The organism is Parafrankia sp. EUN1f (genome assembly GCF_000177675.1).
Taxonomy (GTDB): Bacteria; Actinomycetota; Actinomycetes; order Frankiales; family Frankiaceae; genus Parafrankia.
Genome location: NZ_ADGX01000003.1, coordinates 1 through 13,320, shown reverse-complemented (window position 1 = coordinate 13,320; position 13,320 = coordinate 1). Strand labels below are relative to the sequence as shown.

Sequence of the window (13,320 nt, the reverse complement as noted above, 5' to 3'; positions counted from 1 at the left end):
CGCCAGCCCCAGTCCCGCAGCCCCGCAGCCCCGCAACAGGAGGACGAACACATGACCACCACGCCGTTCGACCCGCACACGTTGCTCGCGGAAAGCCGACTCGGGGTGCTCGCCACCATCAAGGCGGACGGGCTCCCGCAACTCTCCCCCGTCCTGCCCTTCTACGATCGGCCGGCTGGTGTCCTCTACGTGTCCATGACCGAGGGCCGCGCCAAGACGGCGAACCTGCGCCGGGACCCGCGCGCCGCCCTGGAGGTCACCAGTCCCGACGGCTGGGCCTGGGCCACCGCCGAGGGCACGGTGACCCTCGTCGGCCCAGGCACCGACCCGCACGGTCCCGAGGTCGAGGCACTGGTGGACTACTACCGCCTCGCCGCGGGCGACCATCCCGACTGGGACGAGTACCGCTCGACGATGGTGTCGGACCGCCGGGTCCTCATGACCATGACGGTCGACCACGTGTACGGCGCCAGGCTCCGCTGACGGCACCCCGCTGACATGCGCCCAGGAATCGATCGGGAGGGAACCCTGTTGTCGCAGCACCACCGGTCACTGGTCGTGACCGTGCCCACCGAGGAGCTCCGCGAGGCGCTCGCCTCCGCACCCGAAGCCGAGGTGATCGTCTGGGACCTGTCGGGCGCGCCGCCACGGCGGGACCCCGACATCGTCGTGGTGCCCTACATGTCCGATCCGTCCGTGCTCGGCGCACTCGACGGGCTGCGGCCCCGGCTCGTGCAGAGCCAGTCCATCGGCTACGACCGGGTCGCCGCCGCCCTTCCCGCCGGCCTCACCTTCAGCAACGCCGCCGGCGTGCACGAGGCGTCCACCGCCGAACTGGCGATCGGTCTGATGATCGCCAGCCAGCGCCGGCTGCCAGCGCTGGTCCAGGCCCAGCTCGATCAGCGCTGGGCGCACACCGCGTCCCTGTCGCTGGCGGACTCCAGAGTCATCGTGGCCGGGCAGGGCGGCGTCGGGCGGGCGATCATCAGCCGCCTGCGGCCGTTCGAGGTCGACATCACCCGGGTAGCCGCGACGCATCGCCAGGACGCCGAGGGCATCGTCCGGTCGGTCGACGAGCTGCCCAAGCTGCTGCCCGACGCGGACATCGTCGCACTCGCCGTCCCGCTGAACACCACCACGGAGGGCATGGTCGACCGAGACCTGCTGGCCCTGATGAAGCCGGGCGCCCTGCTCGTGAACGTCGCACGAGGCAAGGTCGTCGTCACCGCCGACCTCGTCGAGGCGGTCCGGGCCGGCCACGTCCGCGCCGCGCTCGACGTCGTCGACCCCGAACCGCTGCCGCCGGAGCACCCCCTGTGGCGCCTCGACGGCGTCCTGCTCACCCCCCATGTCGGCGGGCACAGCGCCGCGATGCTGCCGCGGGTCGTCGCATTGGTGCGCCGCCAGATCGCCGCCCTGTCCGCGGGCCATCCCCCGCACAACGTGGTCATCCCGGCCCGGGCCTGAGGCCGCGCGGGACGCGGGCGCGGGTCGCCTGCGGTTACCCTGAGCCCGGGACACCGGGCGTTCGGGAGGCATCCTCAATGACCAGCGTCGGCACGAACAACGTCGTCAGCGAGCCGTTCACCGGCGTTCTCGGGCTTCATCATCTTCAGCTGGCGATCCCGGCCGGCGCCGAAGATGCCTGCCGGGCGTTCTGGTGTGGCCTGCTCGGCCTCACCGAGGTGCCGAAGCCGCCGCCGATGGCGGCTCGGGGCGGTGCGTGGTTCCGCGGAACCGGATTCGAGCTGCATGTCGGTGTGGACCCCGCGTTCACTCCGGCCGCCAAGGGGCATCCGGCCATCCTCGTCGACGACATCGACGCGCTGGCTGAACGCCTGGCGACCGCGGGCATCGCGGTGACCTGGTCGCACGACCTTCCGGGCCACCGCCACTTCTACAGCCCCGACCCGGTCGGCAACCGGATCGAGTTCATCTCACCCGACCCGGTGTCGTAGCGCCGCTGGTGCTGGGAAGGCCGCAAGCCGTCGGTGCCACTTGTAGGTCCGCGCCGCGCTCCACCACGCATTGCCGGGGTTTTCGGGGGTGCCGGAGGTTCCGAAACAGCGCCGCCGGGTGACCATATCGTCGCGGCACGCCCCACGGAGCCCGCCATCGCGACCGTTGGCGTTAGGGGATGGCGCGCCCCGTCATGGGGAGCCGTGACCGGGTGAACAGCCAGCCGGCGGCGACCGCGAGCAGCGGTACGGCGACGATGACGATCAGCAGCGTCTCCCAGGGGATGACCAGCCGCCAGGGCAGGCCGCCCACGTCTTCGCCCTGCCGCATCATCAGGACCGTGGCTGCGCCGGGGAGGAAGCCGGCGATGCCGCCGAGGACGGTGCCCAGCCCGGCCACCACGCCGGCCTGGCTCGCCGCGAGCCGCCGGCGCAGGCCGGGGCTGGCGCCGATCGCGGCCAGGGTGGCGAGGTCCGCACGGCCGTCCGCGGCCGCCAGCCCGACCGTGATCACGGTGGCGCTCAGGGTGATCAGGCCAGCGCCGGCGGCCAGTGCCAGCAGGCCGATACCGAACTCACTGACGTAGCCGCGTTCCACTACCGGGGAGCTGAGCCCGAGGTCCTCCGCCGCCGCGCTGAGGCGCTCCACCTCGGTCTGGGTCGGCGTGCGGTCCGTGGCGGCGACGATCTGGGCCGGGCCGCTGCGCAGGCCCAGGTCGCGGGCGGCCCCGGGGGAAAGGAGCAGGCCGCCGAAGGTGAGGTCGGAGGAGGGCGCCGACGTCGGGACCCGCGTGGCGGGTACCACGATCTCCCGCAGGGTGCCCCCGCCCGCGTCGTCGGCGTCGACGGTGACGACGATGTGCACTGTTCCGTCCGGCCAGCGCAGCCGGTCGTCGAACACCGCCGCACCGCCTCCCGCCAGCACCCGGCGCAGGGCTGGTTCGGTGCGGCCGAGTGCCACCTCGAGACCCGTCCCGTCGTCGACCACCACATCGCTGCCGCCGAGGGTGACGGGGTAGGGGCCGGTGCTGTCCCAGCCACCGAAGACCTCCTGACACCGCGGGTCGTCCGCGGGCGGCCCCCCAGCCGGCGATGAACAGCCTGCTGGCAGGGGTGGCGACAGCGTCATCGGCAGGCTCCTGCCGGAGGCGTCGACGGGCGTCTCGACCACGTGCACCGCCCGGGTGGGCAGGTGCTCCCGCAGCACCCGCTCCGCACCGGCCAGCTCCCGCGCCACGTCGGCCTGGTCCCGCGAGTCGTCGACGAGGCTGATCAGTGCCACGCCGTCGCCCAGCATGGGCTGGTAGGCACGACGATCGTGATCATCCATGGCGGCGACGAACAGGGAGACGGCGACCGAGGCCGACACCGCCGCCATCACCGCGCCGATCGCCGGGGTGGTGCGGCCACGCTGACGCGAGGCGTCGCGCAGGGCCAGCCGACCGGCGACGGGCAGGGTCCCGGCGAGGCGGGCGACCAGGCCCACGAGGACGCCGCCGACGGCGATCAGGCCGAGCATCGCCAGCGTCGTCCCGGCGAGAATCAGCAGCCCGCTGCGGCCGCCGGCGCCGAGGAGCGCCACGGCCGTTCCGGTGCCGGCCAGGACGGTCCCGGCGACCGGGACGCGGCGCCGCATCCGGGCCGGACTGCCGTGCCCGTTCAGCGCGGCGACCACGTCCAGCCGGCTCGCGGAGATCGCCGGGGCGGCCGCGGCGGCGATCGCGGTGAGCGTGCCGACCGCCACGATCGCCAGCAGATCCAGGATTCGGACGTCGGTGCGCACGATGTCGGCCCGGCCGTGGTCCACCAGAGTCGGGATGAGCGCCACTCCGAGCCCGGTGCCGACGGCCGCCCCGAGCAGCGACGCGGTCAGGCCGATGACCACACCGCCGGCCAGCACGATGTCGCGCAGGTGCGCGGGTGCCCCGCCGCCGGCCGCGATCAGCGCGAGCTGGCGGCGGCTGCGCCGGGAGCCGATCGCGAACGCGGGCCCGGCGAGCAGCGCCACCACCAGCAGTGCCAGGCCCGCGGCGAGCACTGTCGCGGCGACCATGTCGGCCGCGGGGCCGGTCGAGAGGGCCACCGGTATCTGGGCCTCGGGGGGCGGGTCCGCGAGCACCGCCCGGCTCACCACCACCGCACCCACCGCGTTGGCGGCACGTACCCGCGACCAGTCGATGGGATGCGGACCGACCACATACAGCGATTGGGTGACCTCCGAGGCCACCGGAGCCAGCGTGCCGGGTGGGAGCAGCACCGTCCTCTCCTGAGGCCCCCGGGTTTCCTCGACGACCCCGACGATCGTCAGCACGGGCCCGGAACCCGGGGCCCGGCCCGAGGCCTCGTCCGCGGCGAGCGCTGCCGCCGTGAGCGTGTCGCCGACCCCGAGGCCGGCGTGGCGCGCGAGTGCCCGGCTGACCGCGGCCTCGCCCACGGTGGTGGGCAGCCGGCCGGATCGGACCGTTGCCAACGCCGCGAGCTGAGGACGGCTCCAGTCGGTCTCCCGCACGTTCGCGCCCACGGCCCGGTCGTGTTCCGACCCGTCGCTGATCCGAAACCTCAGGTAGCCGCGCAGCTCGGTGACGGCCGTGTTCCCGGCGGGCAGGGCCGCCAGCGCCTGCCGCCGCGCGTCGGCGGGATCTGGCGCGGCGTCGACGGCGCCTGGCGGAGGCGTGGGGAGGTCCTCGGTCCGTATGTCGCTGCCATCGGGACTCTGGGCCAACGGACTGTCCGGCCCGAAGAACAAGACCTCAGCCTGCACGGACGGGTCCTTGCCCAGATGGCGGTGAGCGATCTGGGCCAGGCCGTCCTGGCTGGACCGCGCGATGACGTCGACCGCCGACACGAGCAGCACCGGCACCGCGATCATCGCGAGGACGAGCGCGGTGCGCCCGCGGGCACGCAGAGCGTCGCGCCGAGCGAGGCGCAGCGCCGCCCGCCAGGCCCGCAGCCGGCCAGCCGTCACCGCCGGCCCCCCTCAAACCCGTCGAACTCGCCGGACTCGTCGGACTCGTCGGACTCGTCGGACTCACGGAACTCATCGAACTCGTCAAAACCGTGGGAACCGCCGGTACCGTCCCGTGCCGGGTTCGGCCCGTCCGGCGCCGGGATCGCCGCCGCGCCGGCCCTCGAACCGTCCGCGGGGAAGGGGACCGGGGCGCCCAGCAGGGACTCCGGGGTCGCGGGCGTACCGGTCGAATCCACGACCAGGCCGTCCCGCAGGAAGATCACACGGTCGGCCCAGGCCGCGTGCCGGGCCTCGTGCGTGACGAGCAGCCCCGCGGAGCCGGCGTCGCAGCGGGCCCGCAGTACCCGCAGAACCGCCTCGCCGGTGTTCGAGTCCAGCGCGCCGGTCGGTTCGTCCGCCAGGACCAGGCCGCGCGGGCCGACCAGCGCGCGGGCGATGGCCACCCGCTGCTGCTGGCCGCCGGACATGTCGTCGGGGAACCGGTCGGCGAGGTCGGCGACACCGACCTCGGCCAGGGCCGCCTGCGCCTCCCGCCGGGCCGCCCGGGCGGAGATTCCGTCCAGCTCGCGGGGAAGCATGACGTTCTCGACCGCGGTCAACGCCGGAATCAGATTGAGGTTCTGGAAGACATAGCCGAGCGCCCGCCGCCGCAGCGCGGCCAGCGCCTTCGGCGACTGGCCGCTCAGCGTCACGCCCGCGACGAGGACCTCACCCGAGGTGGGGGTGTCCAGACCACCGGCGAGGGCGAGCAGGGTCGACTTACCCGACCCGGACGGGCCCATCACCGCCACCAGCTCACCGGCGCACACCGTGAGATCCACCCCGCGCAGCGCCTGCACCCTGTTCGCGCCCCGGCCGTGCTCCCGGTGCACGCCGCGGAGTTCCAGGGCGGGTGCCCGTCCGACCACCACCTGGGCGTCCGGGCTGGTCAGTGCCGTTGTCATCGGGTGTCCTCACGGTCGGTTCCGGTGGGAACGCCGGAGCCGCGGCGGATCAGGCGCGACTCCACATGGTCGAGCCAGCGGATCTCCGCCTCCGCGGTGAAGATCAGGTTTTCCAGGACGAGGAGCCAGGCGAGGTCGGCGCTGTCGTCGGCCAGGTGACGCAGCCGGGTGTATTCCTGCATCGCCCGGAGCGTCTCCACCCGCTGCCGCTGGAGCAGCGATCGGACGTCCACCTCTGGGAGCGTGACGGCGAGCGCGAGCTTGATGGCGAGCTCGTCGCGGCCCGCCATCCGCCGGCTCACCGGGGTCACCCACCAGCGCCGCGCTTCCGCCTCGCCGGCGGCGGTGAGCCGGTAGACGATCCCTCGGCCGTCGCCGCCGTCGCCGTCGCCGTGCTCCGGGTTCACGACCGCGGCCCTGGCCGTCGGAGTGCCGGTGACCGACGTGGCCTTGGCTGTGGCGCTCGTGGTCGGCCTTTCCGTGGCCGGAGCGTCCGGGGCGGCGGCGTCCCCTGGGCTGGTAGCGCGCTCGCCTGTCACGAGGCCGTCCCGCTCCAGGCGGCGCAGCGTCGTGTAGACCTGCCCGATGTTCAGCGGCCAGGTCGATCCTGTCCTGGCCTCGAACTCCGCCCGCAGCTGATAGCCGTACATCGGGCGCTCCGCCAGCAGCGCGAGCAGCCCGTTCCGGACCGACATGCCGGGCCTCCCTCCTCTACATACCGAGTATGCATGGCGGACAATACCCGGTATGCAATCGAGGGATGCTTCCGTGGGCTCGCGAGCGGGGGCCGCGCCATGGAGCGGGCTCGCGGGTCCGCACGGCGACCTGGACGACCCCGTCTTCCTCACCGGACTCGCCGCACTGCGGTCAACAAGTCGGCGAACCCGGGCATCGCCAACATCGCCGACTCCGGGTAAGGCGAGACCTCGACACGCGTCTGCGCCACCAACTCCGACCCGGGGCCACGTTACTGCGGCGCGCTCGACATCAGGCATCACTTCTGCCTCGTTGAACTCGGCGAAATCTCTGACCGAAGCAAAGAATGACACTCCTCGTGCACGGGCAATGTCCCAAACGGTTGGGCCGGACTAGGCCGGCGCGGTCAGAACAGGCCGCCAAGACGCTGTGAGGCAGGAAACACCCGCGGCACGGCACTCGGGTTGTTTGCACCACCCATTTGTTGGGGGACTATGCGGTCAGGAAGGGCCCGCGTCGCCCTGCTCCAGCTGACGCCGCCCTGGCACAGACTGAGCAGGCAGGGCCGGTGCTCCTCCGCGGCCGCCCGCCGCATTACCCGTGTCGTGTGGTCGCCGCGCGGGCGATCTGGCGGTTCCGTGGTGACCACAGGCCCCGGCGCCCGCAGGGACCGGAGGAAAACGTGACGGTCGATCACCCCGTCAGGTCGGAAGCAACCACGTCAACGCCGCGGGAAACGCGCCAGGCTGACGCCGCGCCGAGCAGGGCGGAAGGTGCGCGTGAATGGGCGCCGGGCGACCCGCGTCCGCCGGGGCGCGACTGGCCGCCGGAGGTCGAAAAGGCTTCCCGCGATCTTCTCGTCGACCTTTTCGGGACGGATCCCGCGGTCCGGGTCGAGATGTGGGACGGTTTCGCGCTGGGGCCGCGGACGTCGACGCGGGTTCTGGTGCGCAACCCGCACGCGCTGCGCCGGGCATTGTCCCACCCTGGCGAGCTCGGGTTCGCCCGCGCCTTCGTGGCCGGTGATCTAGAGGTTGAGGGCGACATCTTCGAGGCGCTCGCGCTGCGCGAGCGGATCGCGAGCGTGCGCCCGTCGGCGGCGGTGCTGCGGGCGGCCGTTGCACTGGTCAGGCAGTTCGGGCTGCGCCCGCCGGAGCCGCCGCCCGAGGAGGCCCGCCTGCGGGGACGTCTACACAGCCGCACCAGGGACGCGGCGGCGATCTCGCACCACTACGACGTCTCGAACGAGTTCTATCGGCTCGTTCTGGGCGAGTCGATGACCTACTCGTGCGCGGTGTGGGATTCCCCGGCCGCGCAGGGCCCGCTGCCGGCCGGGCTCGCCGGGGCGCAGGCGGCGAAGCACGAGCTGATCTGCCGCAAGCTCGGGCTGCGGCCGGGTGAGCGGCTGCTGGACGTCGGCTGCGGCTGGGGCAGCATGCTGCTGCACGCGGCCCGCCATCACGGGGTTCAGGGCGTGGGCATCACGATCTCCGAGCAGCAGGCTGCCCTGGCTCGCCGGCGGGTGGCCGAGGCCGGGCTGGCCGACCGGGTCGAGATCCGGCTGCAGGACTACCGGGAGATCACAGACGGCCCGTTCGACGCGATCAGCTCGGTGGGCATGGTCGAGCATGTCGGCCGGGCCAAGCTGCCGACGTACTTCGAGAACCTGTTCCGCCTGCTGCGCCCGGGCGGTCGGCTGCTCAACCACGGGATCTCGTTCCCCGGCGACCCGGCCGGTGCCGCCCGCCGGCGCCCCCGGATCGGGCCGGTTCCGCTGCCCGAGAGCGCCGACTTCCTGCACCGCTACGTCTTCCCGGACGGCGAGCTGCACGAGATCGGCGCGCTGGTCACCCTGATGCAGGGCGGCGGGTTCGAGGTGCGCCACGTCGAGAACCTGCGTGAGCACTATGCCCTGACCCTGCGGGCATGGGTCACCAACCTGGAGCAGCGGTGGGACGAGGCCGTCGCCATGGTCGGCGCCGGCCGGGCCCGGGTGTGGCGGCTGTACATGGCCGGGTCGGCGCTCAGCTTCGAAGGTGGCTTCTCGCAGATCCACCAGGTGCTGGGTGTGCGCCCCGACGGCGGCGACGCACACCAGCCACTGCGCCCCTCGTACTGAGCCCGGCGCGGCACGGGGCGCGCCGGGCTGAGAGCGGCGTCAGCCCCGCAGGCGGAAGCTGAGGTCGGCCGCGGGGACGGTGACGTCCATCTGGGCTTTCTGGAGGCGACCGGACAGCTCCCAGGTCAGCGACTGCCAGCGGGTCATCTGGTCGAGGACCCACTGGCCGGACTGGCGGGCACCGTTGCCGGACCGCCCGTTGCCGCCGAACGGCAGGTGCGCCTCCGCGCCGGAGGTCGACGTGTTGACGCTGACCATGCCGGCGCGGATGCCGCGGCGGAAGCGCCGTACCGTCACCGGGTCACCGGTGAAGATCGACGAGGACAGGCCGTAGCCGGGCAGGTTGGCGAGCTCGATGGCCTCCTCCAGGTTGCGGTAGGTGGTCAGGCCGACGATGGGGCCGAAGGTCTCCTCGGTGAACAGGTCGTCGTCGGGGCGCACGCCGTCGACCATCACCGGGTGGTAGTAAAGGCCGGTCTCGGGGTTGCCGAGGAAGCCCTGGCGCGGGCTGGACGGGCCGATCCGGCCGAGTGCGGTGGAGCCGAACGGCTGGTGGTGGTCGCGGATGTGCGCCAGGTGGTCCTCGAACCCGGCGGCGAACCGCGCGTCGAGCAGCGGTCCGTACAGCACGTCGCGGGTCGGGTCGCCGATGGACGCGGCGGCCAGCGCGGCGGTCATCCGGCGGCGGAACGCGCCGTGCACCGACTCGTGGGCGATCACCGTGCCCAGTGAGGTGCAGCGCTGGCCGGCGGTGCCGAAGCCGGCGAACAGCGCGGCGGCGACGGCGGCGTCGAGATCGGCGTCCGGGGCGAGCACCATCGGGTTCTTGCCGCCGAGCTCCAGGCAGGGGGCCTGCAGGTGCCGCCCGCACAGCGCGCCGATGAACCGGCCGACCGACGTCGACCCGGTGAAGCCGACCTTGTCGACGAGGCCGGCTTCCAGGGCACGTTCCAGGCCGACGGAGGTGGTCGGCCCGTCGGCGAGGACGAGGTTGGCGACTCCGGCGGGCACGCCGGCGGCGGTCATCAGGTCCATCAGCGCCGCGGCGCACGCGGCAGCGTACTCGGCGGGTTTCCAGACGACGGCGTTGCCGGTGAGCAGCGCCGGGACCAGGTACCAGGACGGGACCGCCACCGGGAAGTTCCCGGCGGTGATCACCATGGCGACGCCGAGCGGCTCCCGGTAGGTGAACAGCTCCCGGTCGGGCATCTCGGAGTCCACCGTCTGGCCGTGGGGGCGCCGGCCCTCGGCGCGGAACAGGGTGCAGGTGTCGACGATCTCGCGGACCTCGCCGCGTGCCTCGGCGAGCGGCTTGCCGACCTCCCGGGTGACCAGGCGTGCCAGTGCCTCGGCGTTATCCTCGACGAGCCGCCCGAAGGCGCCGATGACCTCCCCGCGCACGGGTGCCGGGACCTGCGCCCATTCCCGCTGGGCGGCCCGGGCGGCCGCCGCGGCGGCGACGATGGACTCCGCGCCGTCGAGGACGACCTCGGCGACGACCTCGTCGAGGCGGGCCGGGTTCGTCGAGGTGATCACCTGGGTGCCTTCCGGCGCGATGCCGGACGGGCCGGCTGTGGCGTACAGGTCGTGCTGACGTCCACCGATCACCGCGGCCACCCGGCGGGGATGAACGAGAGTCATCGCTGTCCCTTCTCCTGTGTCGACGAGCCGAGATCCACACTTCTGATCCGGCGACGTCCCAGCGCGGTGGCGACGCGGTCCAGTGCCCGCACCCCGCGTTCGAGCTCGTCGGCGCTGATGGTGAGCGCCGGCCGGAACCGCACCGCGCGCTCCCCCGCGGGCAGCAGCAGCACCCGCTCGTCCTCGCGCAGCCGGCGGACGGCCTCGTCCCGCAACGCGCTGTCCGCCACGTCCACGGCGCACATGAGCCCCCGGCCGCGTGCGTTGCCGAGCAGCCGGGGGTGGCGCTCGACGACGTCCCGCAGCCCGGCGAGCAGATCGGTGCCGAGCGCCGCCGCGCGGTCGAAGAGCCGCTCGGCATCCATGATCTCCAACATGCGCCGGGAGCGGACCATGTCGACGAGCCCGCCGCCCCAGGTGGAGCTGATCCGCCCCGGCACCCGGAAGACGTTGTCGGGGATCTCGTCCACCCGCCGCCCGGCCATCAGGCCGCCGAGCTGCACCTTCTTGCCGAAGACGACGATGTCGGGGCGTAGCCCGAGCTGGGTGTGCGCCCACGCCGTGCCGGTGAGGCCGACGCCGGTCTGCACCTCGTCGGCGATGAACAGCGCGTCGTGGCGTTCGCACAGTGCCGCCATCGCGCGCAGGAACTCGCCGCGCAGATGGTTGTCGCCGCCCTCCCCCTGGATCGGTTCGGCGAGGAAGCAGGCGATGTCGTGGGGGTGGCGGGCGAACGCGGCCTCGGCCTGCGCGAGGGCGCGCCGCTCGGCGGCGACGACCGCGTCGAGCGCCGGCCCGGTGCAGGGGAAGGTCATCGCCGGGCAGTCGATGCGCGGCCAGTCGAAGACGGGGAAACGCTCCGTCTTGACCGGGTCGGTGTTGGTGACCGAGAGCGTGTAGCCGCCGCGGCCGTGGAAGGCCGAGCGCAGGTGCAGGACCCGCCGCCCGAGCTCGGCGGGACGTCCGTGTGCCTCGTTGTGGCGGCTCTTCCAGTCGAAGGCGCATTTCAGCGCGTTCTCGACCGCGGGCGATCCGCCTTCGACGAAGAACAGGTGGGGCAGTTCAGGATCGCCCAGGACCCGGGTGAAGGTCTCGACGAAGCGGGCGAACGCGACGGTGGCGATGTCCGGATTCGCGGGCTTGTTGACGGCGGCGCGGGCGAGCTCGGCGAGGAAGGCCGGATCGTTCACGAGGGCCGGCGGGCTGACCCCGAGCGGCGCCGACGCGAAGAAGCTGTACAGGTCCAGATACCGCGTCCCGGTGCGGGCGTCGACGATCGTGCTGCCGGAGCTGGCCTCCAGATCGCAGACGATGTCGTACCCGTCGACGAGCACATGCCTGGCCAACACGGGGATCACGTCGGCGGGGCCGAGGTGGTTCCCGCCGCCCGCCGAGGTACCGATCTGGAAGTGCCCGACCGCCACAGCCCGCCTCCTCGCTCGCGTCTGACTCGGTAGGTCGCGCTTTGTTCGTCGTGATCTGTTCGTCGTGATCTGTTCGTCGTGATCTGTTCGTCGTGATCTGTTCGTCACGCCCTGTTCGTCGTGATCTGTTCGTCGCGCCGTCTCGTTTCCCACCCTGGTCTGTTCGATGTATCCCGTTCGGAGCCTGCACGTCCGGGCCCGTCGCTTTCGGTGCTCAACGTCACCACCACGCCTCCACCGGGACCGCCGGGCGCCACCATCCCAGGGTCGCGGTTACCGAGCGGAACCGCGATCCGATCAACCTCCGGTACCTCGCGGACGGCCTTGCGCAGCCCGCGCTGCCTGTCGACCACCGCGGGTGAGAACATCGACATCTGGGACCAAACGGCACGAGACAGGAGACGAGGCCCAGGACGCGGTGCTGACCCCCCTGACCACGGACGATCCGCAACAGATCGGGCCCTACCAGCTCACCAACCGCATCGGCGCGGGTGGAATGGGCGTCGTCTATCTCGGCTTCACCGACGACGGCCGGGCCGCCGCGGTCAAGGTTCCCGCCACGACACTCGTGGACGACCCGAAGTTCCGCTCCCGCTTCCGCCAGGAGGTCGCGGCCGCGAGCCGGGTCCGCGGCCGGGCGGTCGCCGCCGTCCTCGACTCCGACGCGACCGGGCCGCGACCGTGGCTGGCGACCGAGTACGTGGAGGGGCGCAGCCTCTCCGAGGCGGTGCTGGCACGCGGCCCGTTCGACGAGCGCCTCGTGACCGCGGTCGCCGTCGGGCTGGCCGACGCGCTGGTGTCCATCCACGCGGCCGGGGTCGTCCACCGTGACCTGAAGCCGGCGAACATCCTGCTCGCCTGGGACGGTCCGCGCGTCATCGACTTCGGTGTCGCCCGGGACGACGCCACCACCTCGCTCACCCGGACCGGCAGCCTCGTCGGCACGATGGCCTGGATGGCGCCCGAGCAGCTGCGCGGCGAACGCGCCGGCCCGGCCGCGGACATCTTCGCCTGGGGAGCCTGCGTGGCGTTCGCGGCGGCGGGGCGGCCTGCCTTCCGCGGCGAGCAGCCGCAGGCTGTGGCGCTCGCGATTCTCAACGGCGCGCCGGTCCTGGAGAACCTGCCGCCGCTGGTGGCACCGCAGGTCCACGCCGCGTTACGCAAGAACCCGCAGACCCGTCCGGGCGCCGCGGAGATCCTGGCGAACCTGCTGGGTCGGCCGGCGGACGCCCCGACCGACCCGGCCGAGACCGGCCGGCTGATGCGGAGCTGGTGGAGTCCGCCACCCGGGACCGAGCAGGCCCCGCATCCACCCCCGCCTCGACCTCGGCCTCGGCCTCGGCCCACGCATACGCCCATGCCGGGGCCGGGGCCCGCACGGGCGCCGCGTCCGCAGGCACCCCCACCGATGCGGGCACCCGCGCATCCCCGGGACGGACAGCACCCACACCCGCGCGACGGGCAGCCGGCACGTCCGGGGAACAGACAGCCCCCTCATCCTCGTGGTGGGCAGCCGGCACGCCCGCGGGACGGGCAGCCCGCGCCCCGGGCGCGGCGCCGGGCGCTGCCC

Annotated in this window: 9 protein-coding genes and 1 pseudogene; 5 read left to right on the top strand and 5 right to left on the bottom strand. The window is 73.2% G+C overall.

Annotation, left to right across the window (positions count from 1 at the left end):
* Positions 1-51 precede the first annotated feature (51 nt).
* The 3 genes from FREUN1FDRAFT_RS01165 (at position 52) to FREUN1FDRAFT_RS01155 (ending at position 1,958) form a co-directional block, all read left to right on the top strand.
* Positions 52-483 (top strand): PPOX class F420-dependent oxidoreductase, encoded by a 432-nt coding sequence (locus FREUN1FDRAFT_RS01165; RefSeq protein ID WP_006538081.1) that lies wholly within the window; start codon positions 52-54, stop codon positions 481-483.
* Between the two features lie 48 nt (positions 484-531).
* Positions 532-1,467 (top strand): 2-hydroxyacid dehydrogenase, encoded by a 936-nt coding sequence (locus tag FREUN1FDRAFT_RS01160; RefSeq protein ID WP_006538080.1) that lies wholly within the window; start codon positions 532-534, stop codon positions 1,465-1,467.
* Positions 1,468-1,544: 77 nt separating this feature from the next.
* Positions 1,545-1,958 carry a VOC family protein gene (locus FREUN1FDRAFT_RS01155; protein WP_006538079.1) on the top strand — a complete coding sequence of 138 codons (414 nt, stop codon included), beginning with the start codon at positions 1,545-1,547 and terminating at the stop codon, positions 1,956-1,958.
* Between the two features lie 172 nt (positions 1,959-2,130).
* On the opposite strand, the gene FREUN1FDRAFT_RS01150 is transcribed toward FREUN1FDRAFT_RS01155, so the two are convergent.
* From FREUN1FDRAFT_RS01150 to FREUN1FDRAFT_RS01140, 3 genes and pseudogenes are all read right to left on the bottom strand, one after another.
* A complete protein-coding gene (locus tag FREUN1FDRAFT_RS01150) occupies positions 2,131-4,923 on the bottom strand; it encodes an ABC transporter permease (protein ID WP_006538078.1) in 2,793 nt (930 codons plus the stop codon).
* 197 nt (positions 4,924-5,120) lie between these two features.
* A pseudogene (locus FREUN1FDRAFT_RS01145) lies at positions 5,121-5,870 on the bottom strand (ABC transporter ATP-binding protein); the annotation flags it as partial.
* The gene (locus tag FREUN1FDRAFT_RS01140) at positions 5,867-6,565 is read right to left on the bottom strand and encodes a PadR family transcriptional regulator (RefSeq protein WP_006538076.1); all 699 of its coding nucleotides are present in this window, start codon (positions 6,563-6,565) and stop codon (positions 5,867-5,869) included. The gene FREUN1FDRAFT_RS01140 and the pseudogene FREUN1FDRAFT_RS01145, both read right to left, overlap by 4 nt.
* 683 nt (positions 6,566-7,248) lie before the next feature.
* Between FREUN1FDRAFT_RS01140 and FREUN1FDRAFT_RS01135 the strand changes: the two genes are divergently transcribed.
* Positions 7,249-8,685: a cyclopropane-fatty-acyl-phospholipid synthase family protein gene (locus tag FREUN1FDRAFT_RS01135; RefSeq protein WP_006538075.1), complete on the top strand. Its 1,437-nt coding sequence runs from the start codon at positions 7,249-7,251 to the stop codon at positions 8,683-8,685.
* 39 nt (positions 8,686-8,724) lie between these two features.
* Here FREUN1FDRAFT_RS01135 and FREUN1FDRAFT_RS01130 read toward each other — a convergent pair whose 3' ends face one another.
* On the bottom strand, positions 8,725-10,326 hold the full coding sequence (locus FREUN1FDRAFT_RS01130) for an aldehyde dehydrogenase family protein (RefSeq protein WP_006538074.1): 1,602 nt from the start codon (positions 10,324-10,326) through the stop codon (positions 8,725-8,727).
* Entirely contained in the window at positions 10,323-11,750 is a 1,428-nt protein-coding gene (gene lat, locus FREUN1FDRAFT_RS01125) for an L-lysine 6-transaminase (protein ID WP_006538073.1), read from the bottom strand. Before lat ends, FREUN1FDRAFT_RS01130 begins: the two co-directional genes overlap by 4 nt.
* Positions 11,751-12,168: 418 nt before the next feature.
* Between lat and FREUN1FDRAFT_RS01120 the strand changes: the two genes are divergently transcribed.
* The coding region (locus tag FREUN1FDRAFT_RS01120; RefSeq protein ID WP_006538072.1) for a serine/threonine-protein kinase at positions 12,169-13,320 on the top strand (1,152 nt) is incomplete at its 3' end.

Coding starts and splice junctions, on each gene's coding strand:
- FREUN1FDRAFT_RS01165 (WP_006538081.1), top strand. CDS start 52: ATGACCACCACGCCGTTCGACCCGCACACGTTGCTCGCGGAAAGCCGA.
- FREUN1FDRAFT_RS01155 (WP_006538079.1), top strand. CDS start 1,545: ATGACCAGCGTCGGCACGAACAACGTCGTCAGCGAGCCGTTCACCGGC.
- FREUN1FDRAFT_RS01140 (WP_006538076.1), bottom strand. CDS start 6,565: ATGTCGGTCCGGAACGGGCTGCTCGCGCTGCTGGCGGAGCGCCCGATG.
- FREUN1FDRAFT_RS01130 (WP_006538074.1), bottom strand. CDS start 10,326: ATGACTCTCGTTCATCCCCGCCGGGTGGCCGCGGTGATCGGTGGACGT.